The 24951-nt window shown below is 64.7% G+C and carries 25 protein-coding genes; 23 read left to right on the forward strand and 2 right to left on the reverse strand.

From position 1 onward, the window contains the following. The first annotated feature begins 134 nt into the window (after positions 1–134). The 8 genes from LOY51_RS07930 (at position 135) to murB (ending at position 7305) form a co-directional block, all read left to right on the forward strand. The gene (locus tag LOY51_RS07930) at positions 135–2354 is read left to right on the forward strand and encodes a DNA internalization-related competence protein ComEC/Rec2 (protein ID WP_258645597.1); all 2220 of its coding nucleotides are present in this window, start codon (positions 135–137) and stop codon (positions 2352–2354) included. A 413-nt stretch (positions 2355–2767) separates the two neighbouring features. Further along, entirely contained in the window at positions 2768–3403 is a 636-nt protein-coding gene (gene pocA / locus LOY51_RS07935; RefSeq protein WP_138221286.1) for a flagellar polar localization protein PocA, read from the forward strand. Next, entirely contained in the window at positions 3400–3834 is a 435-nt protein-coding gene (gene pocB / locus LOY51_RS07940) for a flagellar polar localization protein PocB (protein ID WP_258645599.1), read from the forward strand. Before pocA ends, pocB begins: the two co-directional genes overlap by 4 nt. Beyond that, positions 3834–4838, forward strand: coding sequence for a tetraacyldisaccharide 4'-kinase (gene lpxK / locus LOY51_RS07945; protein WP_125857887.1), 1005 nt, complete (start codon positions 3834–3836; stop codon positions 4836–4838). The genes pocB and lpxK overlap by 1 nt, the downstream gene beginning before the upstream one ends. Before the next feature lie 40 nt (positions 4839–4878). Then, complete coding sequence (locus LOY51_RS07950; protein WP_125463219.1) at positions 4879–5064, forward strand: Trm112 family protein; 186 nt, start codon at positions 4879–4881, stop codon at positions 5062–5064. Further along, the gene (gene kdsB, locus LOY51_RS07955) at positions 5061–5825 is read left to right on the forward strand and encodes a 3-deoxy-manno-octulosonate cytidylyltransferase (protein ID WP_125857888.1); all 765 of its coding nucleotides are present in this window, start codon (positions 5061–5063) and stop codon (positions 5823–5825) included. The genes LOY51_RS07950 and kdsB overlap by 4 nt, the downstream gene beginning before the upstream one ends. Next, a complete protein-coding gene (locus LOY51_RS07960; protein WP_125857889.1) occupies positions 5825–6289 on the forward strand; it encodes a low molecular weight protein-tyrosine-phosphatase in 465 nt (154 codons plus the stop codon). The genes kdsB and LOY51_RS07960 overlap by 1 nt, the downstream gene beginning before the upstream one ends. Further along, entirely contained in the window at positions 6286–7305 is a 1020-nt protein-coding gene (murB, locus tag LOY51_RS07965; protein ID WP_125857890.1) for a UDP-N-acetylmuramate dehydrogenase, read from the forward strand. The genes LOY51_RS07960 and murB overlap by 4 nt, the downstream gene beginning before the upstream one ends. Positions 7306–7492: 187 nt before the next feature. On the opposite strand, the gene rne is transcribed toward murB, so the two are convergent. Next, on the reverse strand, positions 7493–10723 hold the full coding sequence (gene rne, locus LOY51_RS07970) for a ribonuclease E (RefSeq protein ID WP_258645602.1): 3231 nt from the start codon (positions 10721–10723) through the stop codon (positions 7493–7495). Between the two features lie 808 nt (positions 10724–11531). Between rne and rluC the strand changes: the two genes are divergently transcribed. From rluC to sppA, 3 genes are read left to right on the forward strand one after another with little or no spacing between them, the layout of a single operon-like run. Further along, a complete protein-coding gene (gene rluC / locus LOY51_RS07975; RefSeq protein ID WP_110995687.1) occupies positions 11532–12488 on the forward strand; it encodes a 23S rRNA pseudouridine(955/2504/2580) synthase RluC in 957 nt (318 codons plus the stop codon). A gap of 3 nt (positions 12489–12491) precedes the next feature. Beyond that, positions 12492–13172, forward strand: a complete 681-nt coding sequence (locus LOY51_RS07980) for an HAD family hydrolase (RefSeq protein WP_258645604.1) — start codon at positions 12492–12494, stop codon at positions 13170–13172. A 2-nt stretch (positions 13173–13174) separates the two neighbouring features. Then, a complete protein-coding gene (gene sppA / locus LOY51_RS07985; RefSeq protein WP_125857894.1) occupies positions 13175–14158 on the forward strand; it encodes a signal peptide peptidase SppA in 984 nt (327 codons plus the stop codon). Between the two features lie 66 nt (positions 14159–14224). Here the strand turns inward: sppA and LOY51_RS07990 are convergent, their stop codons facing one another. Then, positions 14225–14803 (reverse strand): Maf family protein, encoded by a 579-nt coding sequence (locus LOY51_RS07990; protein ID WP_258645605.1) that lies wholly within the window; start codon positions 14801–14803, stop codon positions 14225–14227. 95 nt (positions 14804–14898) lie between these two features. On the opposite strand from LOY51_RS07990, the gene LOY51_RS07995 reads away from it, so the two are divergent. The 12 genes from LOY51_RS07995 to LOY51_RS08050 all read left to right on the forward strand — a co-directional run bounded on the left by LOY51_RS07995 (position 14899) and on the right by LOY51_RS08050 (position 24802). Further along, positions 14899–15426 (forward strand): YceD family protein, encoded by a 528-nt coding sequence (locus LOY51_RS07995; protein WP_110995683.1) that lies wholly within the window; start codon positions 14899–14901, stop codon positions 15424–15426. Between the two features lie 13 nt (positions 15427–15439). Further along, a complete protein-coding gene (rpmF, locus tag LOY51_RS08000; RefSeq protein WP_008096416.1) occupies positions 15440–15622 on the forward strand; it encodes a 50S ribosomal protein L32 in 183 nt (60 codons plus the stop codon). 3 nt (positions 15623–15625) lie between these two features. Next, on the forward strand, positions 15626–16636 hold the full coding sequence (gene plsX / locus LOY51_RS08005; protein WP_125463228.1) for a phosphate acyltransferase PlsX: 1011 nt from the start codon (positions 15626–15628) through the stop codon (positions 16634–16636). A gap of 188 nt (positions 16637–16824) precedes the next feature. Next, positions 16825–17763: an ACP S-malonyltransferase gene (gene fabD, locus LOY51_RS08010; RefSeq protein WP_125857897.1), complete on the forward strand. Its 939-nt coding sequence runs from the start codon at positions 16825–16827 to the stop codon at positions 17761–17763. A gap of 16 nt (positions 17764–17779) precedes the next feature. Then, positions 17780–18520, forward strand: a complete 741-nt coding sequence (gene fabG / locus LOY51_RS08015; RefSeq protein WP_125463230.1) for a 3-oxoacyl-ACP reductase FabG — start codon at positions 17780–17782, stop codon at positions 18518–18520. A gap of 204 nt (positions 18521–18724) precedes the next feature. Beyond that, positions 18725–18961 (forward strand): acyl carrier protein, encoded by a 237-nt coding sequence (acpP, locus tag LOY51_RS08020; protein ID WP_125857898.1) that lies wholly within the window; start codon positions 18725–18727, stop codon positions 18959–18961. A gap of 174 nt (positions 18962–19135) precedes the next feature. Further along, positions 19136–20380 (forward strand): beta-ketoacyl-ACP synthase II, encoded by a 1245-nt coding sequence (gene fabF, locus LOY51_RS08025; RefSeq protein ID WP_125857899.1) that lies wholly within the window; start codon positions 19136–19138, stop codon positions 20378–20380. Beyond that, positions 20380–21195: an aminodeoxychorismate lyase gene (gene pabC, locus LOY51_RS08030; protein WP_125857900.1), complete on the forward strand. Its 816-nt coding sequence runs from the start codon at positions 20380–20382 to the stop codon at positions 21193–21195. Before fabF ends, pabC begins: the two co-directional genes overlap by 1 nt. A gap of 3 nt (positions 21196–21198) precedes the next feature. Further along, complete coding sequence (gene mltG / locus LOY51_RS08035) at positions 21199–22368, forward strand: endolytic transglycosylase MltG (RefSeq protein ID WP_258645614.1); 1170 nt, start codon at positions 21199–21201, stop codon at positions 22366–22368. 9 nt (positions 22369–22377) lie between these two features. After that, complete coding sequence (gene tmk / locus LOY51_RS08040) at positions 22378–23010, forward strand: dTMP kinase (protein WP_125857902.1); 633 nt, start codon at positions 22378–22380, stop codon at positions 23008–23010. Beyond that, positions 23003–23989, forward strand: a complete 987-nt coding sequence (locus LOY51_RS08045; protein WP_258645616.1) for a DNA polymerase III subunit delta' — start codon at positions 23003–23005, stop codon at positions 23987–23989. The genes tmk and LOY51_RS08045 overlap by 8 nt, the downstream gene beginning before the upstream one ends. Positions 23990–24019: 30 nt before the next feature. Then, positions 24020–24802, forward strand: coding sequence for a TatD family hydrolase (locus tag LOY51_RS08050; RefSeq protein ID WP_125463236.1), 783 nt, complete (start codon positions 24020–24022; stop codon positions 24800–24802). Positions 24803–24951: the final 149 nt, after the last annotated feature.

A 24951-nucleotide genomic window follows, 5' to 3' on the forward strand; every position in this document is an offset into this window, starting at 1 on the left:
GGCGGGGTTGAAGGGCGTCAGTATGCCTTGATTGAATCGCAGCCTCGTTCAGAGTTTGTGACAATTGTTTAGCAGGATTTCCCTCTTGATCAGCTAAGCCTCAGGGGCGTTTTTCGCTTCTGGAGCTCTATCTCATGCGCACAGGGATGCTTGCGCTCGTGCTCGGGCTGTTGAGCCTGCGCTTTCTGCCTGCTCTGCCACCGGTCGGGTGGTTGCTTGCACTGCTATTGCTGGGGCTGGCCTGCCTGCGTACGCGGGGCTGGCCGCTTGGCTGTTACCTGTTGGGGCTGTGCTGGGCGTGCTGGTCGGCGCAGCAGGCACTGGATGATCGGCTGGCCGTGGCACTGGACGGGCGCACCTTGTGGCTGGAGGGGCGGGTGGTCGGCCTGCCGGCGCGCACCGAGCACGGTGTGCGCTTCGAGCTGGAGCAGACCAGCTCGCGTCGGGCCGAGTTGCCGCAGCGGTTGCAACTGAGCTGGTTCGATGGCCCTGGGTTACGCGGCGGGGAGCGCTGGCGGCTGGCGGTCAACTTGCGGCGCCCGCATGGGTTGCTCAACCCCCATGGCCCGGACCGCGAGGCTACCCTGCTGGCACGGCGGACCGGCGCGAGCGGCACGGTCAAGGCGGGTGAGCGGCTGGGCGCTCCCGCCCATGACTGGCGTGACGGTATCCGCCAACGCTTGCTGGCAGTCGATGCCCATGGGCGTGAGGCGGCCCTGGCGGCGCTGGTGCTGGGCGATGGCGCGGGGCTGGCGCGCCAGGACTGGCAGGCCCTGCAAGCCACCGGCACGGTCCACCTGCTGGTGATCTCCGGGCAGCATATCGGGCTGCTGGCCGGGTTGGTCTATGGCGGGGTGGCCGGGCTGGCCCGCCTGGGCGCCTGGCCGCGACGCCTGCCTTGGTTGCCCTGGGCCTGCGGCCTGGCCATGGGGGCGGCGCTGTTGTACGGCTGGCTGGCGGGCTTTGGCGTGCCGGTACAGCGTGCCTGCCTGATGCTGGCGGTGGTACTGCTGTGGCGCCTGCGCTTTCGCCAGCTGGGCGTGGGGCTGCCCTTGTTGCTGGCGCTGCTGGGGGTGTTGCTGGTCGAGCCGCTGGCCAGCCTGTTGCCGGGCTTCTGGCTATCGTTCGCCGCCGTGGCGGTGTTGGCGCTGTGTTTTTCTGCCCGGCTGGGTGCCTGGCGGCCTTGGCGGGCCTGGACGCGGGCGCAGTGGGTGATCGCCGTGGGCCTGCTGCCGGTGCTGCTGGCGCTGGGCCTGCCGATCAGCCTTACGGCGCCGCTGGCCAACCTGCTGGCGGTGCCGTGGCTGAGCCTGGCGGTGCTGCCCTTGGCCTTGCTCGGTACCGCGCTGTTGCCGCTGCCCTGGCTGGGGGAGGGGCTGTTGTGGCTGGCGGGCGCTTCGCTGCACGGCCTGTTTGGCTGGCTTACCCAGGTGGCAAGGCTTGTGCCGGCGTGGATTGCCGAGCCACTGCCGCTGTGGGCCGGGCTGCTGGTGGGGCTTGGCGCGTTGCTGGTGCTGTTGCCTCGGGGCGTGCCCTTGCGTGCGCCGGGTGCGGTCCTGATGCTGGCCCTGTGGGCGCCACGTGAGCAGGTGCCGCATGGCCAGGTCGAAGTCTGGCAACTGGACGTTGGCCAAGGGCTGGCGGTGTTGCTGCGCACCCGCCAGCACAGCCTGTTGTATGACGCCGGCCCCGCGATGGGGGCAAGCGACCTTGGGGAAAGCGTGGTGCTGCCGACCTTGCGCAAGCTCGGGGTGCGGCAGTTGGACCTGATGCTGATCAGCCATGCCCATGCCGACCATGCCGGGGGCGCCGTAGCCGTTCATCGTGGGCTGCCGGTGAAACGGGTGTTGGCCGGCGAAGCGACGGCGTTGGCGGCAGGCTTGCGTGGCCAGCCCTGCAAGAGTGGCGAGCGCTGGCAATGGGATGGTGTCGATTTCGAGCTCTGGCAATGGCCGGCCGGGCCCAATAGCAACGAGCGGTCCTGTGTGCTGCGGGTCGAGGCCAATGGCGAGCGGCTGTTGCTGGCAGGCGACATGGAGGCCGGGGCCGAGCGGGCCTGGCTGGCCGCGACGGAGGATCCGCGCATCGACTGGCTGCAGTCGCCGCATCATGGCAGCCGCACGTCGTCCAGCGAGGCGCTCATCAGGGCCATGGCCCCGCGCGGGGTGTTGATATCGCGCGGGCGGCACAATGGGTTCGGGCATCCTCATCCGCAGGTTATCGAGCGCTATCGGCGGCAGGGTATGAGCATTCATGACACGGCCTTGGAGGGCGCACTGCGGTTGTGGTTGGGGCGCCATGGTGGGGTGGAAGGGGGGCGGGGGCAGCGGCGGTTCTGGCGCGATCAGGAATGAATATTTGCTGGATGTTTGGGGTGCATGCCTTGGGTGTTGTGGTGGGGCACAAATCGAGCGCCGCCCGCGCGGCGCATCGCTGGCAAGCCAGCTCCCACATCTGTTTCGGGCCAATGAGTCCTGTGAAAGTACCGCTGCCCGTTTTGGCGCATGTCTTGAGTCATGTGAAGCAGCGTTAGCGACCACGCCAGAACCGCGTCGTACCAACAAGGCGGACCAGGTAATGGCACAGGAGAGACTGGCCCGAAACAAATGTGGGAGCTGGCTTGCCAGCGATGCGCCGCGCGGGCGGCGCTCGATTTGCGCCACCTCGCAAGTCCCAAGTCGAACCCTGCGATTTCCCTGACCTCCGGCAGATGAGCCCCCCGCGTGCGTATGGTAGAGTGGCGGCCTTTTCCGAGGGGATGCTTACTGTGTGGGAATTGGTCAAGTCCGGTGGCTGGATGATGCTGCCGATCATCCTGAGTTCCATCGTTGCCATGGCAATCGTCGTCGAGCGCCTGTGGACCCTGCGCGCCAGCCGTGTCACCCCGCCGCACCTGCTGGGCCAGGTGTGGATGTGGATCAAGGACAAGCAACTCACCAGTGACAAGCTCAAGGCCCTGCGCGCCGATTCGCCGCTGGGCGAGATCCTCGCCGCAGGCCTGGCCAACTCGCGCCATGGCCGCGAGATCATGAAAGAGTGCATCGAGGAAGCCGCCTCGCGGGTCATCCACGAGCTGGAGCGCTATATCAGCACCCTCGGCACCATCGCTGCCATGGCCCCGCTGCTCGGCCTGCTGGGCACGGTGCTGGGCATGATCGACATCTTCAGCGCCTTCATGGGCTCGCAGATGACCGCCAACGCCGCAGTACTCGCCGGGGGTATTTCCAAGGCCCTGGTGACCACGGCCGCCGGCCTGATGGTCGGTATCCCGGCGGTGTTCTTCCACCGTTTCCTGCTGCGCCGCATCGATGAGCTGGTGGTGGGCATGGAGCAGGAAGCGATCAAACTGGTGGAAGTGTTGCAGGGCGATCGTGAAGTGGAAGTGGCCGGAGGCAAGGCGTGAAGTTCCGGCGCAACCGTCAGCGCGAGAACGTCGACATCAACCTGGCGTCGTTGATCGACGTGGTGTTCGTGCTGCTGCTGTTCTTCGTGGTCACCACCACCTTCACCCGCGAGACGCAACTGCGCGTCGAACTGCCCGAGGCCACCAGTGCCGAGCAGGCGCCGGCCGACCAGGGCAAGCTGGTGGAAATCTCCATCAGCGCCGAGGGTGTGTATTCGGTGAACAATCACCTGCTGCCCAAGAGCGACCTGGACACCCTGACCGAGGCGATCGAGAAGGAATCCGGCGGTGACATCACCCTGCCGCTGGCGATCAGCGCCGACGGCAAGACCCCGCACCAGGCTGTGATCACCGCAATGGATGCGGCCGGCAAGCTCGGCTTCAGCAAGTTGCGCATGACCACCGTCGAGGCTGCGCAGGGTAAACACTGATGGCCTTCGCCGATCGCCTGCTCGCGGCCTGGTACAACGGTCATCCAGCCCTGGCGCTGCTACGCCCGCTGGAGGCGCTGTACCGCCGGGTGGTGATGCGCAAGCGCGCGCGCTTCCTCAGTGGTCAGAGCACCAGCTACCGGGCTCCGGTGCCAGTGATAGTGGTGGGCAACATCACCGTTGGCGGTACCGGCAAGACGCCGATGATCCTCTGGCTGATCGAGCACTGCCGAAAGCGTGGGCTCAAGGTTGGCGTGGTCAGCCGTGGTTATGGTGCCAAGCCGCCTGAATACCCCTGGCGCGTCGCCGCCGAGCAGAGCGCCGAACAGGCTGGCGACGAGCCGTTGCTGATCGTCCAGCGTACTGGCGTGCCGCTGATGATCGACCCTGACCGATCTCGCGCCGTGCAGGCGCTGCTGGCCAGCGATGCGCCCGACCTGATCCTCTGCGATGACGGCATGCAGCACTATCGCCTGGCCCGTGACCTGGAGCTGGTGCTGATCGACGCCGCCCGTGGCCTGGGCAACCGCCGCTGCCTGCCCGCCGGGCCGCTGCGTGAGCCGGCCGAGCGCCTGCACGAGGCCGACGCGGTGTTGTTCAATGGCGCCGCGGCCGACCGTGACCAAGGCTTCGCGTTTCGCCTGCAGCCCACCGCGCTGATCAACCTGCGCAGCGGCGAGCGCCGTGGCCTTGACCTGTTTCCTGCTGGCCAGGCACTGCATGCCGTGGCCGGCATCGGCAACCCGCAACGTTTCTTCAATACCCTGCAGGGGCTAAACTGGCAGCCGCTGCCGCACCCGTTCGCCGACCATGCGCCGTACAGCCGTGAGCTGCTGTCGTTCAGCCCGCCGCTGCCGCTGGTGATGACCGAGAAGGATGCGGTGAAGTGCCGGCCCTTCGCCGCCGACGACTGGTGGTACCTGGCGGTCGATGCGCTGCCTTCGGCGGCCTTTGCCGCCTGGTTCGACGCACAGCTGGACCGCCTGCTGCCCGGCCGCCCCTGAGCCTTTTTCATTTTCCGGCCACTGGCCTCAAGGAAACCCCATGGACACCAAACTGCTCGATATCCTGGCCTGCCCGATCACCAAGGGCCCGCTCAAGCTCAGCGCCGACAAGACCGAGCTGATCAGCAAGGGCGCGGGCCTGGCCTACCCGATCCGCGACGGCATCCCGGTGATGCTGGAAACCGAAGCGCGCACCCTGACCGATGAAGAGCGCCTGGACAAATGAGCCTGGATTTCACCGTGGTGATCCCCGCCCGGCTGCGCTCCACGCGCCTACCGGGCAAGCCGCTGCTGGCGATTGCCGGCAAGCCGATGGTCCAGCATGTGTGGGAGCAGGCGCGCAAGAGCGGCGCCAAGCGCGTGGTCATCGCCACCGACGATGCCAGCATCGTCGAGGCCTGCCAGGCGTTCGGCGCCGAGGTGCTGTTGACCCGCGCCGACCATGAGTCGGGCACCGATCGCCTGGCCGAAGTTGCCGCCCAGCTCGGGCTGGCGGCCGATGCCATCGTGGTCAACGTGCAAGGTGACGAGCCGCTGATCCCGCCGGTGATCATCGACCAGGTGGCGGCCAACCTCGCCGCGCACCCCGAAGCCGGCATCGCGACGCTGGCAGAGCCGATCCACGAGCCGGAAACCGTGTTCAACCCCAACGCGGTCAAGGTCACCAGCGACAAGCATGGCCTGGCGCTGACCTTCAGCCGTGCACCCTTGCCCTGGGCCCGCGATGCCTTTGCCAAGGCGCGTGACGTGCTGCCCGAGGGTGTGCCGTACCGTCGCCATATCGGCATGTATGCCTACCGCGTCGGTTTCCTCCAGGACTTCGTCGGCTGGGGCCCATGCTGGCTCGAGCAGACCGAAGCGTTGGAGCAGCTGCGCGCGCTGTGGCATGGCGTGCGTATTCACGTGGCCGATGCCATCGAAGCCCCGGCCGTGGGCGTCGACACCCCTGAAGACCTGGAGCGCGTGCGGCGCTTGCTGGAGGCCTGATGCGCGTTCTGTTCGTCTGCCTCGGCAATATCTGCCGTTCACCCACTGCCGAAGGCGTATTGCGCCACCAGCTGGAGGCCGCAGGCCTGGCTGAACAGGTGCAGGTGGCGTCTGCCGGCACCGGTGACTGGCATGTGGGCAAGGCCCCCGACAGCCGTACCTGCAAGGCCGCGCTGGCGCGTGGCTACGACCTGTCGCGCCAGCGCGCCCAGCAGGTCAAGGCGGCGCATTTCGCTGAATACGACCTGATCCTGGCCATGGACAACAGCAACCTGGCCAACCTCAAGGCACTGCGCCCGCACAACGCCAAGGGCGAGTTGGACCTGTTCCTGCGCCGCTACGGCGCGGCGCTGGATGAAGTGCCCGACCCTTATTACGGCGGTGCCGAAGGTTTCGAGCAGGTCCTGGACCTGATCGAGGCGGCCTGCCGCGAGCTGGTGGTGGAAATCAAGGGGCGGTTATGACGGTGGCGTGGCAGCAACAGGTATCGCTCAAGCCCTACAACACCTTCGGCATCGATGTGCGTGCGCGTTACTTCACCCAGGCCCATGACGATGAGGAAGCGCGTCAGGCCCTGGCCGAGGCCGCCGAGCGGCAGGTGCCGGTGCTGGTGATCGGCGGTGGCAGCAACCTGCTGCTGACCCGCGACATCGACGCCCTGGTGCTGCACATGGCCAGCCGTGGCCGGCGCCTGCTCAGCGATGACGGCGAGCGGGTGGTGGTGGAGGCCGAGGCCGGTGAGCCCTGGCATCCCTTCGTGCAGTGGACCCTGGCACAAGGCCTGAGCGGGCTGGAGAATCTCAGCCTGATCCCTGGCACCGTGGGGGCCGCGCCGATGCAGAACGTCGGCGCCTATGGGGTCGAGATCAAGGACGTGTTCGCCGGCCTGACCGCGCTCGACCGAGAGACCGGCGAGCTGCGCGATTTCACGCTGCAGGAGTGCGCGTTCGGCTACCGGGACAGCCTGTTCAAGCGCAACCCCGGGCGTTGGTTGATCCTGCGCGTACGTTTTGCCCTTGACCGGACGTTGCGGGCGCACCTGGATTACGGCCCGGTGCGTCAGCGTTTGACCGAGCAGGGTGTCGGGCAGCCGACTGCCCAGGCCATCAGTGATGCGATCTGCAGCATTCGCCAGGAGAAGCTGCCGGACCCGGCCGAGCTGGGCAATGCCGGGAGCTTCTTCAAGAACCCGGTGGTGACGGTGGAGCTGGCAGACAAGATTCGTAGCGCTTACCCGACCGTGGTGGCATACCCGCAGGCCGGTGGCCAGGTGAAGCTGGCGGCGGGTTGGTTGATCGAGCAGGCGGGGTGGAAGGGCCACCGTGATGGCGACGCCGGTGTGCATCGCTTGCAGTCGTTGGTACTGGTGAACTATGGCCAGGCGAGCGGGGCGCAGATGTATGCGCTGGCGCAGAAGATCCAGGCGGATATCCTCGAACGGTTCGGCGTGGAGTTGGAGATGGAGCCGAACCTGTACTGATTGTGCAGGTATGTGCTGGCCTGATCGCTGGCAAGCCAGCTCCCACATTGACCGCGCTGGTCTCAAGCGATTCGCAATCATGTGGGAGCCGGCTTGCCGGCGATGAGGCCAGATCAGGCGATACATGATGCAAAGAAAAAGCCCCGCCAGTTCGCACTGGCGGGGCTTTTTCATTCAGCGACCGGAATCAACCGTGATGAGGCTTGTGCTCGTCTTCGGTGGTTTCCAGGGCTGGGGCGGCCTGGGCGGCAGCCAGGGCAGCAGCGGCTGCTTCGGCTTCGCGCTTGCGGCGGCGCACTTCACGCGGGTCGTTCGGCGCGCGGCCGTTCGGCAGCATGACAGGGGCCTGCTCGACCACCGCTTCGACTTCGGCAGGTGCCTGCTCGGCAACCACTGGAGCCGGTTCGGCAGCTGGCGCTTCGACCACTTCGGCCTGTACTTCAACAGCCTGGGCCTCGACTGCCGGAGCCGCTTCGAAGGCAACCGGAGCCTGAACTTCAGCCGCTTCGGCGACCGGCGCTGGTTCGATCTCGGCGGCTGCCACTGCTGGAGCCTCTACGACCGGTTCAGCTTCGATCACGACAGCCACCTGCTCGGCAACCGCTTCTTCGATCACTGGCTGTGGTGCCGCTTCAACAGCAGGCTCGAAGCTCGGCTCGGCGGCAACTACGGGCTCGCTGACCGGCTGCTCGACCACTGGAGCGATCGCGATGGCCTCGGCTTGCTCGGCAACCTGGACCACTTCGCTGTTTTCAACCTGGGCTTCGGCGACAACGGCGCTGGCGCGTTCGGCCTGCTCGTTGGCCTGGGCTTCGGCGTCGGCGCTGATGTTGCTGGTGGCGACGGCGGCGGTGACAGCGATGCCGGCGGCCAGTTCGGCGCCCAGCGCGGTGGCCTGGTGCTGTTGTGGCTGCTGCTCTTCGCCGGCTTCGTCTTCGCCGCCTTCGATCAGCTCGCCATCGGCGTTGCGCTGACGTTCACGACGGTTGCTGCGACGGCGCTGGCCGCGGGAGCGACGGCGCGGACGCTCGCCATCGGCGCCTTCCTGCTCGTCCTGCAGCAGCTCTTCGTTCGGCAGTTGCTCCTCGTTGAGCTCGGCAGCTTGTTCAGCAACCTGCTCGTCAGGGCGCGGCTGGCGCTCTTCACGCGGTGGGCGTGGTTGGCGTTCTTCGCGTGGCGCACGTTCTTCGCGTGGTGCGCGTTCTTCACGCGGTGCACGTTCTTCGCGTGGGGCGCGCTCTTCACGCGGCGCACGTTCTTCGCGTGGGGCACGCTCTTCACGTGGAGCGCGCTCTTCACGGGCTACGCGCTCTTCGCGTGGTGCACGCTCTTCACGCGGCTGGCGCTCTTCGCGGGCAGCTGGTGCGGCGTCCAGTGGCTCGCGCAGTTCGCGTACACGTTCTTCACGGTTGCCGCGGCGGTCATCGCGCGGCTGGCGTGGTGCGCGTTCTTCACGCGGCGCACGCTCTTCACGTGGGGCGCGCTCCTCGCGAGGGGCACGTTCTTCGCGTGGCTGGCGCTCTTCACGCGGGGCACGCTCGGCGCGTTCCTCACGCGGCTTGCGCTCCTCGTCGCGACGGCCATTGCGGTTGCGGCTCTGCTGGCGACCGTTGCGGCGCTCCTCGTTGCGCGGCGTGCGCTCGGCGGCCGGCTTCTCGGTGGTGGCGACCGGGGCGGCGACAGGCTCTTCCTTGCCGGCGAACAGGCTGACCAGCGACTTCACCAGGCCTTTGAACAGGCTTGGCTCTGGCACGCTAGGGGCGACAGCGGCTGCCGGTGCAGCGGCAGGCTGTGCTTCTTCTGTGCTCGGTACAGGAGCGTTGGCGCGGGCCGGAGCAGTCTTGACCGCGGCTTCCTGGCGAACCAGGGTGCGGGTGGCGGTCGGCTGCGGCGCTTCTTCGGTTTCGGTGGCTGCGATCTCGTAGCTGGACTGGTTGTTCAGCACTTCCGGGTTGTCGTCGCGCAGGCGCTGGACTTCGAAGTGCGGCGTTTCCAGGTGATCGTTCGGCAGGATGATGATGCGCGCGCGAGTGCGCAGTTCGATCTTGGTGATCGAGTTGCGTTTCTCGTTGAGCAGGAAGGCAGCGACCGGGATCGGGACCTGGGCACGTACCTCGGCGGTACGGTCTTTCAGCGCTTCTTCTTCGATCAGGCGCAGGATGGCCAGCGACAGCGACTCGACGTCACGGATGATGCCGGTGCCGGAGCAGCGTGGGCAGACGATGCCGCTGCTTTCGCCCAGCGATGGGCGCAGGCGCTGACGGGACATTTCCAGCAGGCCGAAACGCGAGATGCGGCCAACCTGCACGCGGGCGCGGTCGGCTTCCAGGCATTCACGCACGCGCTCTTCGACGGCGCGCTGGTTCTTGGCCGGGGTCATGTCGATGAAGTCGATGACGATCAGGCCGCCGATGTCACGCAGGCGCAGCTGGCGGGCGATTTCTTCGGCCGCTTCCAGGTTGGTCTGCAGGGCGGTTTCTTCGATGTCGCTGCCTTTGGTGGCGCGCGCCGAGTTGATGTCGATGGACACCAGGGCTTCGGTCGGGTCGATGACGATCGAGCCGCCGGACGGCAGGTCGACAACGCGCTGGAAGGCGGTTTCGATCTGGCTTTCGATCTGGAAGCGGTTGAACAGTGGGACGCTGTCTTCGTACAGCTTGACCTTGCTGGCGTACTGCGGCATCACCTGGCGGATGAAGGTCAGTGCTTCTTCCTGGGCGTCGATGCTGTCGATCAGCACTTCGCCGATGTCCTGGCGCAGGTAGTCGCGGATCGCGCGGATGATGACGTTGCTTTCCTGGTAGATCAGGAACGGCGCGGAGCGGTCCAGCGAGGCTTCCTTGATGGCGGTCCACAGCTGCAGCAGGTAGTCGAGGTCCCACTGCATTTCTTCGCTGCTGCGGCCAAGGCCGGCGGTGCGCACGATCAGGCCCATGTCGCCTGGAACGGTCAGGCCGTTTAGGGCTTCACGCAGTTCGTTGCGCTCTTCGCCTTCGATGCGACGGGAGATGCCGCCGGCACGCGGGTTGTTTGGCATCAGCACCAGGTAACGGCCAGCCAGGCTGATGAAGGTGGTCAGGGCGGCGCCTTTGTTGCCGCGCTCTTCCTTCTCGACCTGGACGATGACTTCCTGGCCTTCGCTCAGTACTTCCTTGATGTTGACCCGGCCTTCGGGGGTCTTCTTGAAGTATTCGCGGGAAATTTCCTTGAGTGGCAGGAAGCCGTGACGTTCGGAACCGAAGTCGACGAAGGCGGCTTCGAGGCTTGGCTCGATGCGGGTGATCTTGCCTTTGTAGATGTTGGCCTTTTTCTGCTCGCGCGCGCCGGACTCGATGTCCAGGTCGTAGAGGCGTTGGCCGTCTACCAGGGCTACACGCAACTCTTCGGGTTGAGTTGCGTTAATCAGCATTCTTTTCATGTTGTACCGTCGGTTTCCGGGCTGCCGGAAACGGCGTTCGGCACACACGACGTATCGGGGTCGGTGCCAAGGTGCGCAAAGGGTGGCGGGCCACCCCCGTGTCGAGCAACGTTCGGCACCAGCCGGTTGCCCAGCCTGCCGTTGTCGCGACGACGCGTCCTGTTCGCTGTGGTGTCAACGAGCCCCTTAGGTGTTCGAATCGACGTTCATCGATAGCCGAATCAGCCAGACAGGCCTCGTGCACTCATGACAGGAGGAGGAATCAACCGTCAGCCGTGGACGCCGCTAGAGCGTCTGTTCAGGACCTTATCCGCTCATCGCCCGTTCAGTGGGGCGGTGGCCGGACGCGGTGCTACACGGTCCGAGGGCTGTGCATCTCCACCCTGCACGTATCCCTGATAATTCGGGTGCTGCCGCGCGCTGAATCCGCAACGGGTTGCATTTTTCGTCAGCGCGGGTACCGCGCTGGCGCCATTTATGTCCAAGGCAGGTATTTCCGAAGCATTCGCCGGGCGTTACGTGGAAGCGACTGGCGGGCAGAGGTGCGGCGAAAAAGGTTCGGTAAGCAGGTGGAACACCGCGCTTGTCGTTTTTCTTCGGTCTTCTCTACACAGCGCTGGTGGCGATTCCAGGCATTTGTTTAAACTGGCGAAAACCCCGTAGGACGGCCTCGCGTCCTGGAGAATTGCGAAGGTCAGGAACCGGCGTAGAGCCTGGTATCACTGGCCTGCCGCTTTTGGCGGCGTTCGCGACTATAGCAGTTATGATTAAGTGCTTCAATTCCATAAAAAATTGTTATGATCCCGCCATGACGACCAATACCCCTCCGACTTCCGGCGTACAGCTGATCGAAGTCGCGCCGGAGCTTGCCGGCCAACGCATCGACAATTTCCTCATCACGGCCCTCAAGGGCGTGCCCAAAACCTTGGTCTACCGCATCCTGCGCAAGGGTGAGGTGCGGGTCAACAAAGGGCGGATCAAACCGGAATACAAGCTGCAGGCTGGCGATATCGTCCGCGTGCCGCCTGTGCGCCTGCCTGAACGCGACGAGCCAGCGCCTGTGGCCCAGGGGCTGCTGCAGCGCCTGGAAGCCGCCATCGTCTATGAAGACAAGGCGCTGATCGTGATGAACAAGCCATCCGGCATTGCCGTGCATGGCGGCAGTGGTTTGAGTTTCGGGGTGATCGAGGCGCTGCGTCAGTTGCGCCCTGATGCCAAGGAGCTGGAGCTGGTGCATCGCCTGGATCGCGACACTTCTGGCCTGCTGATGATCGCCAAGAAGCGCAGCATGCTGCGCCACCTGCATGCCGCCCTGCGCGGCGATGGCGTGGACAAGCGCTACATGGCGCTGGTGCGCGGCCATTGGCCGACCGCGAAGAAACAGGTCAACGCGCCGTTGCTCAAGAGCAACCTGCGCTCGGGCGAGCGCATGGTCGAGGTGAATGACGAAGGCAAGGAGGCGCTGACGATGTTCCGCGTGCTGCGCCGTTTCGGCGAATTCGCCACCATCGTCGAGGCCCGGCCGATTACCGGTCGCACCCACCAGATTCGTGTGCACACCCTGCATGCCGGGCACATGATCGCCGGTGACAGCAAATACGGCGATGAAGATTTCAGCCGCGAGATTCGTGAGCTGGGCGGCAAGCGCCTGTTCCTGCATGCCTATCAACTCACGGTGCCGCTGCCGGACGGCGGTGAGCTCAAGCTCGAGGCGCCGGTGGATGAAGTGTGGGCCAAGACCGTGGAGCGCCTGAGCGCGACCTGACCTATGAACAAGCGTTACGAGCTGCTGATCTTCGACTGGGACGGCACCTTGGCCGACTCCATCGGGCGTATCGTCGAGGCCATGAATGTGGCGGCCGGGCGCGCCGGTGAGGCGCCAAGCAGCGATGAGGCCATCAAGGGCATCATCGGCCTGGCATTGGACGAGGCGATCGCCACGCTGTACCCGCACCTGGATAACGTGCAGGTGCAGGCTTTTCGTCAGCATTACGCCGATGTCTACACGGCGCTGGATCAGCAGCCTTCGCCGCTGTTCGAGGGGGTGGTCGAATCCCTCGAGGCTTTCCGTGCCGAGGGCTATCGCCTGGCGGTGGCCACCGGCAAGGCGCGTCGCGGGCTGGATCGCGTGCTCAAGGCCAATGGCTGGGAAGGCTACTTCGATATCACTCGCGGCGCCGACGAGACCCGTGGCAAGCCGCACCCGTTGATGCTCGAAGAAATCCTCGCCCATTGCCGGGTCGAACCCGGGCGGGCGCTGATGGTCGGCGATTCGGCATTCGACCTGCAGATGGCCAGCAATGCGGGCATGCACTCGGTGGCGGTCGGCTATGGCGCGATGCCGCTGCTGGCCTTGGCTGAGTTCGGGCCGCAAGTGTGCATCGAGCATTTCTCTCAATTGCGCGAATGGCTGGCGAGTGGCGCGCAACTCAATTTCCAGGGTAGGTGAGCATGGCTGACGAGTGGAAGGCACCCGAGTCCGAAGACAACGAAGAGCGCAAGAGCTGGAAGCTGCTGGAGAAGACGCTGCTGGCGGGCGTCCAGGAACAGCGTCGGGCGCGGCGTTGGGGCATCTTTTTCAAGTTGCTGACTTTCGTCTACCTGTTCGGCATGCTGGTCCTGTTCACGCCGCTGATGGACGTGGACAAGGCTGCGTCACGCAGTGCCAGCCACACGGCGCTGGTCGAAGTGCGCGGGGTGATCGCCGATCAGGAGCCGGCTGGCGCCGACAATATCGTCAAGAGCTTGCGTGAAGCATTCAAGGACTCGAAAACCAAGGGTGTGGTGCTGCGTATCAACAGTCCGGGCGGCAGCCCGGTGCAGTCGGGCTATATCTATGACGAAATTCGCCGCCTGCGCGCCGAATACCCAGCCATCAAGCTGTATGCGGTGATTACCGATCTGGGTGCCTCCGGCGCTTATTACATCGCCAGTGCCGCCGATGAGATCTATGCCGACAAGGCCAGTCTGGTCGGCTCCATTGGCGTGACGGCCGCCGGTTATGGTTTCGTCGGCACCATGGACAAGCTGGGCGTCGAGCGTCGCACCTACACCGCGGGTGAGCACAAGGCCTTCCTCGATCCGTTCTCGCCGCAGAAACCGGAAGAGACCGCGTTCTGGCAGGGGGTGCTGGATACCACGCATCGCCAGTTCATCGCCATGGTCAAGCAGGGTAGGGGCGAGCGCCTGAAGGACAAGGATCATCCTGAGTTGTTCAGTGGTTTGATCTGGTCCGGCGAGCAGGCCAAGGAGCTGGGCCTGGTGGATGGCCTGGGCAGTGCCAGCTATGTGGCTCGCGAGATCATCGGTGAGAAGGAATTGGTGGATTTCACCGTGCAGGAGTCGCCGTTTGATCGTTTCTCCAAGCGTATCGGTGCCAGTGTGGCCGAGCGGTTGGCCATGTACATGGGCTTCCAGGGGCCTTCGTTGCGTTGATCTGATATCGGCGTGGCATTCATCGCGGGGCAATTCGTGGGAGCGGGCTTGCCCCGCGATGCGTTCTCAAGGCACCTGCACGCCTTCCTTGTGCAGCATATCCACCAGGCGAATCAGCGGCAGCCCGATCAGGCTCGTGGCGTCGCAGCCGTGGGTGCTTTGGAACAGGCTCACCCCCAGCCCCTCCGCTTTGAAGCTGCCTGCGCAATCCAGCGGCTGCTCGGCCTGCACGTAACGCTCCACACTCTCCCGATCCAGTTCGCGCATGGTCACCGTGAATGGCACGCAATCGACCTGGCACTGGCCGCTGGCGCTGTTGAGCATTGCCAGGCCGGTGAGGAAGGTGACCTGCTGGCCGCTCGCTTCCAGCAGTTGCTCGCAGGCGCGCTCGAAGGTGTGAGGTTTGCCGAGGATCTGCTCGCCGAGCACCGCCACCTGGTCGGAACCGATGATCAGGTGTCCCGGATAGCGGCCTGCGAGCGCTTCGGCTTTTTGCCGGGCCAGGCGGCGAACCAGTTCGACGGCGGGCTCATCGGCCAGCCGCTGCTCGTCTAGATCGGGGCTTGCCCAGCTGAAGGGCAGGCGCAGGCGGGCGAGCAGTTCGCGCCGGTAGGGGGAGCTGGAAGCCAGTAACAGAGGAAGCATGATAGACTCCTGGTCAATTGCCCCGAATTCTAACATGCGAGATGTGCCGAATTTCCTTTGACAGGGAGGGGGTGCATCCCTAGAATGCTGCGCCTATGTTGAATGACCCGATTCCACCTCACGTTGACCCGCGCAAATTAGCCGATCGAGGCGTAACCCTTAGTGGTTCGCTGCAACTCGCTGATTTGGAAAGACTCTGCGACCCGCTTTCCGACACTGTCGGTATGGTGCAGGCGAAGTTCGATTTTGAACGAGACGAACAGAAAGTTGTGGTTATCCACAGCGAGCTGGATGTCGAAGTCAAAATGGTTTGCCAGCGTTGTCTTGAGCTGGTCACCCTTCCAATCCACAGCGAATCTACTTACGCCGTGGTGAAGGAGGGTGCGAATACCCAGTCGTTGCCGAAAGGCTATGACGTGCTGGAACTGGGCGAAGATCCTTTGGATCTGCAGGCCCTGGTCGAGGAAGAGCTGCTGCTTGCCCTGCCGATCGTGCCTGCTCATCATCCGGAAGAATGCCAGCAGCCGGCGGGCGCAGATGAGCCCGAACCGAGCAAGGACGAGGTAACGCGGTCCAACCCGTTCAGTGTATTGGCGCAGTTAAAGCGTGACCCAAACGTTTAGGAGTTAATCAATTATGGCTGTTCAGCAGAACAAAAAATCCCGCTCTGCCCGTGACATGCGCCGTTCGCACGACGCCCTGTCGGAAAACGCCCTGTCGGTAGAGAAGAGCACCGGTGAAGTACACCTGCGTCACCACGTTTCGCCAGAAGGCGTATACCGTGGTCGCAAAGTGATCGACAAGGGCGCTGACGAGTAATCCTTGTCCGCTCAGATCATCGCGATCGACGCAATGGGCGGGGACTTCGGTCCCCGCAGCATTGTCCAGGCTAGCCTAGCCTGCCTTTCGGCTACTCCCTCGCTGCACCTGACCCTCGTCGGTCAACCCTCCCTTCTTGAAGAGCTTGTCAGCGGCCAATCGGCTGCGGATCGCGCGCGCCTGCAAATTGTTGCGGCCAGTGAAGTGGTGGGCATGGACGAGCGGCCGTCGCAGGCGTTGCGCGGCAAGCCCGACTCGTCGATGCGCATCGCCCTCGAACTGGTGCGGGACGGCAAGGCCCAGGCCTGCGTCAGTGCCGGCAATACCGGCGCGCTCATGGCGTTGTCGCGTTTCGTGCTCAAGACCTTGCCCGGTATCGATCGCCCGGCGATGGTGGCGGCGATCCCGACCCAGGCAGGCTACTGCCAGTTGCTCGACCTGGGCGCCAATGTCGACTGCAGTGCCGAAAACCTCTACCAGTTTGCGGTGATGGGTTCGGTGGCTGCCCAGGCGCTTGGCGTTCATCGCCCGCGGGTGGCGCTGCTCAATATCGGCACCGAAGACATCAAGGGCAATCAGCAGGTCAAGCTGGCCGCCAGCTTGTTGCAGAATGCGCGAGGCCTGAACTACATCGGTTTTGTCGAGGGCGACGGCCTGTACCGCGGCGAGGCGGACGTGGTGGTGTGCGACGGTTTTGTCGGCAACATCCTGCTCAAGTCCAGCGAAGGCCTGGCGACCATGATCGCCGCGCGCATCGAGGCGTTGTTCCGTGGTGGTGTGCTGGCGCGGGCTGCCGGGGCCATGGCCATGCCATTGCTCAAGCGCCTGCAGGCCGACCTGGCGCCGGCGCGGCACAATGGCGCAAGCTTCCTCGGGCTCCAGGGTATCGTCATCAAGAGCCATGGTTCGGCGGGTGTGCAGGGTTTCCAGAGTGCGATCCAGCGTGCGCTGATCGAGATCCAGGAGAACCTGCCGCAGCGCCTCCATGGTCGGCTCGAAGACTTGCTGCCGTGAAACCTCGTGAGGGCGGGCTTGCCCTGCGATGAGGCGAGTGCTGGAAAAACAAAGACTTTGGGCATATCGCCCATGAAGTGCTTAAATGTGACCGCTTGGTCCGCCGTTCCATCCAAGCTTTCAGATTTCGCGCTAGGCCTGTGGCCTGGCGCACCCTATCCGACGACAAGATCATAAGGGCTTGTTCAATGTCTGCATCCCTCGCATTCGTCTTTCCCGGTCAAGGTTCCCAATCGCTGGGCATGCTCGCCGAGCTCGGTGCTGAAAAGCCGGTAATCGTCGAAACCTTCAAGGAAGCTTCCGAGGCTCTGGGCTACGACCTGTGGAAACTGGTCCAGGAAGGTCCGGAAGAACAACTCAACCAAACCGACAAGACTCAGCCGGCCATCCTGACCGCCTCCATCGCCCTGTGGCGCCTGTGGCTGGAAGAGGGCGGCGCGCACCCGGCCTTCGTTTCGGGCCACAGCCTGGGTGAGTACAGTGCCCTGGTCGCTGCTGGCAGCCTGTCGCTCAAAGACGCCGTCCGCCTGGTCGAGCGCCGTGGCCAGCTGATGCAGGAAGCCGTGCCGGCCGGTCATGGCGCCATGGCTGCCATCCTGGGCCTGGACGATGCCGTTGTGGTCGAGCTCTGCGCCAAGGCCGCTGAAGATGAAGTGGTCAGTGCGGTGAACTTCAACTCGCCGGGCCAGGTGGTGATTGCCGGTAACAAGGCTGCGGTCGACCGCGCCATGGCGCTGTGCAAAGAGGCCGGCGCCAAGCGTGCCCTGCCGCTGGCGGTCAGCGTGCCGTCGCACTGTGCGCTGATGAAGCCCGCTGCCGAGCGCTTCGCCGAGTTCGTCAACGCCATCGAGTGGAAGGCCCCGCAGATTCCAGTGGTGCAGAACGTCACCGCCGCCATCGCCGCCGACCTTGATGCGCTCAAGCAGGACTTGCTGGCACAGCTGTACCAGCCTGTGCGCTGGGTTGAATGCGTGCAGGCCCTGGCCGAGCGCGGCGCGGTGAATTTGGTCGAGTGTGGCCCGGGCAAGGTGCTGGCTGGCCTGAACAAGCGTTGCGCCGATGGTGTGACCACCTACAACCTCAATACCCCTGACGCCGTCGCCGCCACCCGCGCGGCGCTGGCCTGAATCTGGAGACGCTTGCATGAGCCTGCAAGGTAAAGTTGCACTGGTTACCGGCGCCAGCCGTGGCATTGGCCAGGCCATCGCCCTTGAGCTTGGCCGCCAGGGCGCCATCGTCATCGGCACCGCCACTTCGGCCTCCGGTGCCGAGCGCATCGCCGCCACGCTCAAGGAGCATGGCGTTGCCGGTACCGGCATGGAATTGAACGTGACCAGCGCAGAATCCGTGAATGCGGTGCTGAGCGCCATCGGTGAGCAGTTCGGCGCTCCGGCTATCCTGGTCAACAACGCTGGCATCACTCGCGACAACCTCATGCTGCGCATGAAGGATGACGAGTGGTTCGACGTGATCGACACCAACCTCAACAGCCTCTACCGTCTGTCCAAGGGCGTGCTGCGTGGCATGACCAAGGCCCGTTGGGGTCGTATCATCAGCATCGGCTCGGTGGTTGGTGCCATGGGTAACGCCGGGCAGGCCAACTATGCGGCCGCCAAGGCTGGCCTGGAAGGCTTCAGCCGCGCGCTGGCCCGTGAAGTGGGTTCGCGTGGCATCACCGTCAACTCGGTCACCCCGGGCTTCATCGACACCGACATGACCCGTGAGCTGCCGGAAGCGCAGCGCGAAGCCCTGCAGAAAGAAATTCCGCTGGGCCGCCTGGGCCAGGCCGACGAAATCGCCAAAGTGGTTTCGTTCCTGGCCTCTGACGGCGCAGCCTATGTCACTGGCGCCACCGTGCCGGTGAACGGCGGGATGTACATGTAAAAACCGCAATGCGATGTGACGGATTGCTTCAAAAAAGAGTCATACTCCGAGCTTAAAATCCGTTATAAAGCTGCAACCAGATTCCGGGCAGAGGGTTGGGCGACTTAGCTGAAGGCGTGTTCCGCTTGAAAAGCAGGCGTCTTTCTATAAACTTGGTCACCGGCCAGCTGCCTGACATATGTCCATTAGGAGTGAAAACTAGGTATGAGCACCATCGAAGAACGCGTCAAGAAAATCGTCGCCGAGCAACTGGGCGTCAAGGAAGAGGAAGTTGTGAATGCTGCTTCCTTCGTTGAAGACCTGGGTGCCGACTCGCTTGACACCGTTGAGCTGGTGATGGCTCTGGAAGAGGAATTCGAGACCGAAATCCCTGACGAAGAAGCCGAGAAGATCACTACCGTTCAAGCTGCCATCGACTACGTCAACGCCCACCAGGCCTAAGACGCTTTAGTCGACGCTTCTTGTCGGGGAAAACCGCACTGCCTTCGCTGGCGTGCGGTTTTTTCTTTGCAAGACGCCAGTGTCGAGCCGCGAGCCTTCAGAGCTTGTTGCCATTTCATTCCATTGCCTTGAATGCAATGGCAAGAAACTCTGTTATTGGAAAAGGAGAGTACTGTGTCGCGTAGACGCGTCGTGGTCACCGGTATGGGTATGCTGTCGCCATTGGGTACTGATGTACCGAGCACCTGGCAGGGCGTTCTGGCTGGCCGCAGTGGCATTGGTCCGATCGAACACACGGATCTGTCTGCCTACTCCACCCGTTTTGGCGGCTCGGTGAAGGGCTTCGAGGTCGAGCAGTACCTGTCGGCCAAGGAAGCTCGCAAGCTCGACCTGTTCATTCAGTACGGCCTGGCAGCCGGTTTCCAGGCGGTACGCAATGCCGGCCTGGAGGTCACCGACGCCAACCGTGAGCGCATTGGCGTGGCCATGGGCTCGGGGATCGGCGGCCTGACCAACATCGAAGAAACCAGCCGGACCCTGCACGAGCAGGGCCCGCGCCGCATTTCGCCGTTCTTCGTGCCGGGCTCGATCATCAACATGATCTCGGGCTTCCTGTCGATCCACCTGGGCCTGCAGGGGCCGAACTACGCGATCGCCACCGCCTGCACCACGGGTACCCATTGCATCGGCATGGCCGCGCGCAATATCGCCTACGGTGAAGCGGACGTGATGATTGCCGGCGGTGCCGAAATGGCCGCCTGTGGCCTGGGCATGGGTGGCTTCGGGGCCTCGCGCGCGCTGTCGACCCGCAACGATGAGCCAACCCGCGCCAGCCGTCCGTGGGACAAAGGCCGTGACGGTTTCGTGCTGTCCGACGGTGCCGGTGCCCTGGTGCTCGAAGAACTGGAGCACGCCAAGGCGCGTGGTGCGACCATTTATGCCGAGCTGGTCGGTTTTGGCATGAGCGGCGACGCCTACCACATGACCTCGCCACCCGACTCGGGTGAAGGTGCTGCGCGCTGCATGGCCAACGCCCTGCGCGATGCCGGCATCGAGCCGCAAGCGGTCAGCTACATCAATGCCCACGGCACTTCGACCCCGGCTGGCGATATCGCCGAGGTGGCGGCGATCAAGCGCGTGTTTGGCGAGCACGCCTACAAGCTGGCAGTCAGCTCGACCAAGTCGATGACCGGTCACCTGCTGGGTGCCGCTGGCGCGGTGGAAGCGATCTTCAGCGTGCTGGCGATCAACAGCCAGATGGCGCCGCCGACCATCAACCTGGACGAGCCGGACGAAGGTTGCGACCTGGACTTCGTACCGCACCAGGCGCGCAGCATGCCGATCGACGTGGTGCTGTCCAACTCGTTCGGCTTCGGCGGAACCAACGGTTCGCTGGTGTTCCGCCGGTTCGCCGACTGATGCACTGCTGGATCGATGGCCAGGAAGCGACTGCGGTCAATTTGCAGAATCGCGGCCTGGCCTACGGTGATGGTCTGTTCGAGACCATTGCCGTGCATGGCGGCAAGCCCAGCCTGCTAACCCGGCATCTCGACCGCCTGGCGCTGGGTTGCCAGCGCCTGGCGATCGATGTTGACCTGATGCTGGTTCGCAATGAGCTGATGCAATTCGCTCAGTTGCTGGGGGAGGGCGTCGCCAAGCTGATCCTGACCCGCGGCGACAGCCAGCGCGGTTATGCCCCGGCGCCTGGCGCCCAGGCGCGACGTATTCTTCAGGGCAGCCCCTTGCCCGTCTATCCTGCACAACACGCCGAGCTGGGTGTGCGCCTGTTCCCCTGCCAGACACGGCTGGCGGAACAACCGCTGCTGGCCGGACTCAAACACCTCAACCGCTTGGAGCAGGTGCTGGCCCGAGCCGAATGGCAGGACAGTGCGTATGCCGAAGGCTTGATGCGCGACAGCCAAGGGCGAGTGATCGAAGGGGTGTACAGCAACCTGTTCCTGGTGCGTGGCAAGGTGCTGCTGACCGCCGACCTGAGCCGTTGTGGCGTGGCTGGCGTGATGCGTGGCGCATTGCTCGAACAGGCGCCGTTGTCGGGCCTTGCCGTCGAGGTGCGTGACCTGACCCTGGAAGACCTGCAGCAGGCCGACGAGGTGTTTGTCTGCAACAGTGTCTACGGTATCTGGCCTGTACGTGAATTCGCTGCACTGAACTGGCCGCCGGGCCCGCTCACCCTTAAACTGCAGGCCGTTGCCCGTACGTTACTGGATACCTGATTCGTGAGACGCAAATTCCTGCTGCTGCTGGAAATGGGTTTGATCCTCGCCGGCCTGGCATTGGGTTGGGCTGCCTGGAAGGTCAACTCAGTCCTGGAGCAGCCCCTGCAAGTGGCGCAGGAGCGCCTGCTCGATGTGCCTGGCGGCACCACGCCCAATCGCATGTTCTACCGCATGGAGGGCGAGGGGCTGCTCGACGATGCGCTGTGGCTGCGCCTTTACTGGCGCTTCAACATGGCCGGCACCCCGCTGCATACCGGTGAATATCGCCTGACCCCCGGCATGACCGTGGGGCAGTTGTTCGATGCCTGGCAGCGCGGCGATGTGGTGCAGTACAACCTCACCCTGGTCGAGGGCTGGACCTTCCGCCAGGTGCGTGCCGCAGTGGCCAGGCACGACAAGATCAAGCACACCCTCGATGACCTGAGCGATGCGCAGGTGATGGACAAGCTCGGTCACACCGGCGTCTTCCCCGAGGGCCGCTTCTTCCCTGATACCTACCGCTTCGTGCGCGGCATGAGCGACGTCGAACTGTTGCAGCAGGCCTATATGCGCCTGGACGAAGTGCTGGCCAAGGAGTGGGCCGAGCGCAGCACCGGCTTGCCGTATCGCGACCCTTACCAGGCGCTGATCATGGCCTCGCTGGTGGAGAAGGAAACCGGCATCCCGCAGGAGCGTAACCAGATCGCCGGTGTGTTCGTGCGCCGGCTGCGCCTGGGGATGATGCTGCAGACCGACCCGACCGTGATCTACGGCATGGGCGAGCGCTACAACGGCAAGATCACCCGGGCCGACCTGCGTGAGCCGACGCCCTACAACACCTACACCATCAGCGGCCTGCCGCCGACGCCGATCGCCATGGTCGGTCGCGAGGCGATCCATGCCGCGCTCAACCCCAGCGATGGCAGCAGCCTGTATTTCGTCGCCCGTGGCGATGGCAGCCATGTGTTCTCCGATGACCTGGACGATCACAACAGCGCAGTGCGTGAGTTCCAGCTCAAGCGGCGGGCAGACTATCGCTCCAGCCCCGCACCTGCGGCGCAGCCGGGAGCAGGCGAGCAGCCGGCGCCCGACCAGGAGGCCCCTGCCGAGGCAGCCCCGCCTGACAGTGACGCTGCTGCGCCTACCGATGAATCCGTGCCGGCCGAGGCGCCGGTACCCGAAAAACAGTAAGGAACACCCGTGAGCGGTTTGTTTATCACCCTGGAAGGCCCCGAAGGCGCGGGCAAGAGCACCAACCGCGACTACCTGGCGGCGCGCCTGCGTGAGCAGGGTGTCGATGTGGTGATGACCCGCGAGCCCGGTGGCACGCCACTGGCCGAGCGCATCCGCGAGCTGCTGTTGGCCCCCAGCGACGAGCCCATGGCGGCCGATACCGAGTTGCTGCTGATGTTCGCTGCCCGTGCCCAGCACCTGGCAGAAGTGATCCGTCCGGCCCTGGCGCGTGGCGCCGTGGTGCTCTGCGATCGCTTCACCGATGCTACCTACGCCTATCAGGGCGGCGGCCGTGGCTTGTCGGTGGAGCGCATCGCCATCCTCGAATCCTTCGTCCAGGGCGAACTGCGCCCGGACCTGACCCTGGTCTTCGACCTGCCCGTCGAGGTCGGCCTGGCCCGTGCTGCTGCCCGTGGCCGCCTGGACCGCTTCGAGCAAGAGGGCCAGGCCTTCTTCGAGGCGGTGCGCCAGGCCTACCTGCAACGCGCCGCCCAGCAGCCGCAACGCTACAGCCTGCTGGATGCCGCTCAGCCGCTGGATGCGGTGCAACGGGCAATCGATGCGCTGCTGCCGGGCCTTGTGGAGCGTTGCCGTGGCTGAAGCCTACCCCTGGCAACAGGCGCTTTGGCAGCAACTGGCCGGGCGCAGCCAGCATGCCCATGCCTACCTGCTGCATGGGCCCCAGGGTATCGGCAAGCGTGCCCTGGCCGAGCGGCTGATGGCGCGGCTGCTGTGCCAGACGCCCCAGGGGCTGGATGCCTGCGGGCAGTGCAAGGCGTGCCTGCTGCTCAAGGCCGGCAGCCATCCGGACAACTTCGTGCTGGAGCCAGAAGAAGCCGACAAGCCGATCAAGGTCGACCAGGTTCGCGAACTGGTGTCGTTCATCGTACAGACGGCCCAGCAGGGCGGGCGCAAGGTGGTGCTGATCGAGCCGGTGGAGGCGATGAACGTCAACGCGTCCAATGCCTTGCTCAAGAGCCTTGAGGAGCCTTCCGGCGATACCGTGCTGCTGTTGGTCAGTCACCAGCCCAGCCGCTTGCTGCCCACCATCAAGAGCCGTTGCCAGCAGCTCACCTGCCCGCAGCCGAGCCTGGCCCAGAGCCGTGCGTGGCTGGCCGATGCGCTTGCCGATAGCGGCGAAGACGAGCGCGAGGAGCTGCTGACTCTGGCCGCCGGCTCGCCGCTGATGGCTGTCAGCCTGCAGGCGAAGGGGGTGCGCGAGCAGCGCGCGCTGGTCACCGAGGGCGTGAAGAAGCTGCTCAAGCAGCAGCAGTCGCCCAGCCAGTTGGCCGAAGCCTGGAACAACGTGCCGTTGCTGTTGTTGTTCGACTGGTTCTGCGACTGGTCGCACCTGATCCTGCGCTATCAGCTGACCCAGGACGAGGACGGGCTAGGCCTGGCCGACATGCGCAAGGTGCTGCAGTACCTGGCGCAGAAGAGCCGCCAGGCCAAGGTGCTGGAGGTCCAGGCGTGGATCCTCGAGCAGCGTCAGAAAGTGCTGGGCAAGGCCAACCTCAACCGTGTGCTGCTGCTCGAAGCCTTGCTCGCCCATTGGGTGCAGCTGCCGGGCATGCGCTGATCTCCATCGTTCATTCATGTGTGTGTTCCCATGCTCGTAGATTCCCATTGCCACCTCGACCGTCTTGATCTCAGCGCCCATCAGGGTTCCCTCGATGCCGCCCTGCAGGCCGCGCGTGAGCGTGGCGTCGGGCATTTCCTGTGCATCGGCGTCAGCGCCGACAACGCCGGCGCGGTCAAGGCGCTCAGCGAGCAGTACGCCGACGTCGATTGTTCGGTGGGGGTGCATCCGCTGGACCTGGCGCCGGGTGAAACCCCGGCCCTGGAGTGGCTGCTGCGCGAGCTGGCCCATCCGCATGTGGTGGCCATCGGCGAGACCGGCCTGGACTATCACTACGAGCCCGAAGCCGCCGAGCTGCAGCAGGCTTCCTTCCGCCTGCACCTGGAAGCCTCGCGGCAGACCGGCAAGCCGGTGATCGTGCACACCCGTGCGGCCCGCGAGGACACCCTGGCCCTGCTGCGTGAAGCCAACCTGCCCCAGGCCGGGGTGCTGCACTGCTTCACCGAAGATTGGCCGATGGCCAAGGCTGCGCTGGACTTGGGTTATTACATCTCGTTGTCCGGCATCGTGACATTCCGCAACGCCGATGCCCTGCGTGAGGTGGCCCGGCAGGTGCCGGTCGATCGCCTGCTGGTGGAGACCGACTCGCCGTACCTGGCGCCGATCCCGCACCGCGGCAAGCCGAACCTGCCGCAGTACGTGCGGGAAGTGGCCGAATATGTCGCCTCGCTGCGCGGGGCCAGCTATGAGCAGCTGGCCGAGCAGACCACCGCCAACTTCAAGCGCCTGTTCCCGCTGGCACGGGTGGCCTGATCCGCAGTTCGTCGCTGGCGCCCGGGCAAAAAAAACCCGGGTTCTGGGGGGGGAATCCGGGTTAAGACCATTAGGAGTAAAACAAAGGTACGCGGTCCCTGGGCACCTTTATCGGCGCGCCACTTGGGGGGGATGCGCCGCGCCAACAC

It is taken from the genome of Pseudomonas sichuanensis (assembly GCF_024749065.1).
In the GTDB taxonomy this organism is placed as follows: Bacteria; Pseudomonadota; Gammaproteobacteria; order Pseudomonadales; family Pseudomonadaceae; genus Aquipseudomonas; species Aquipseudomonas sichuanensis.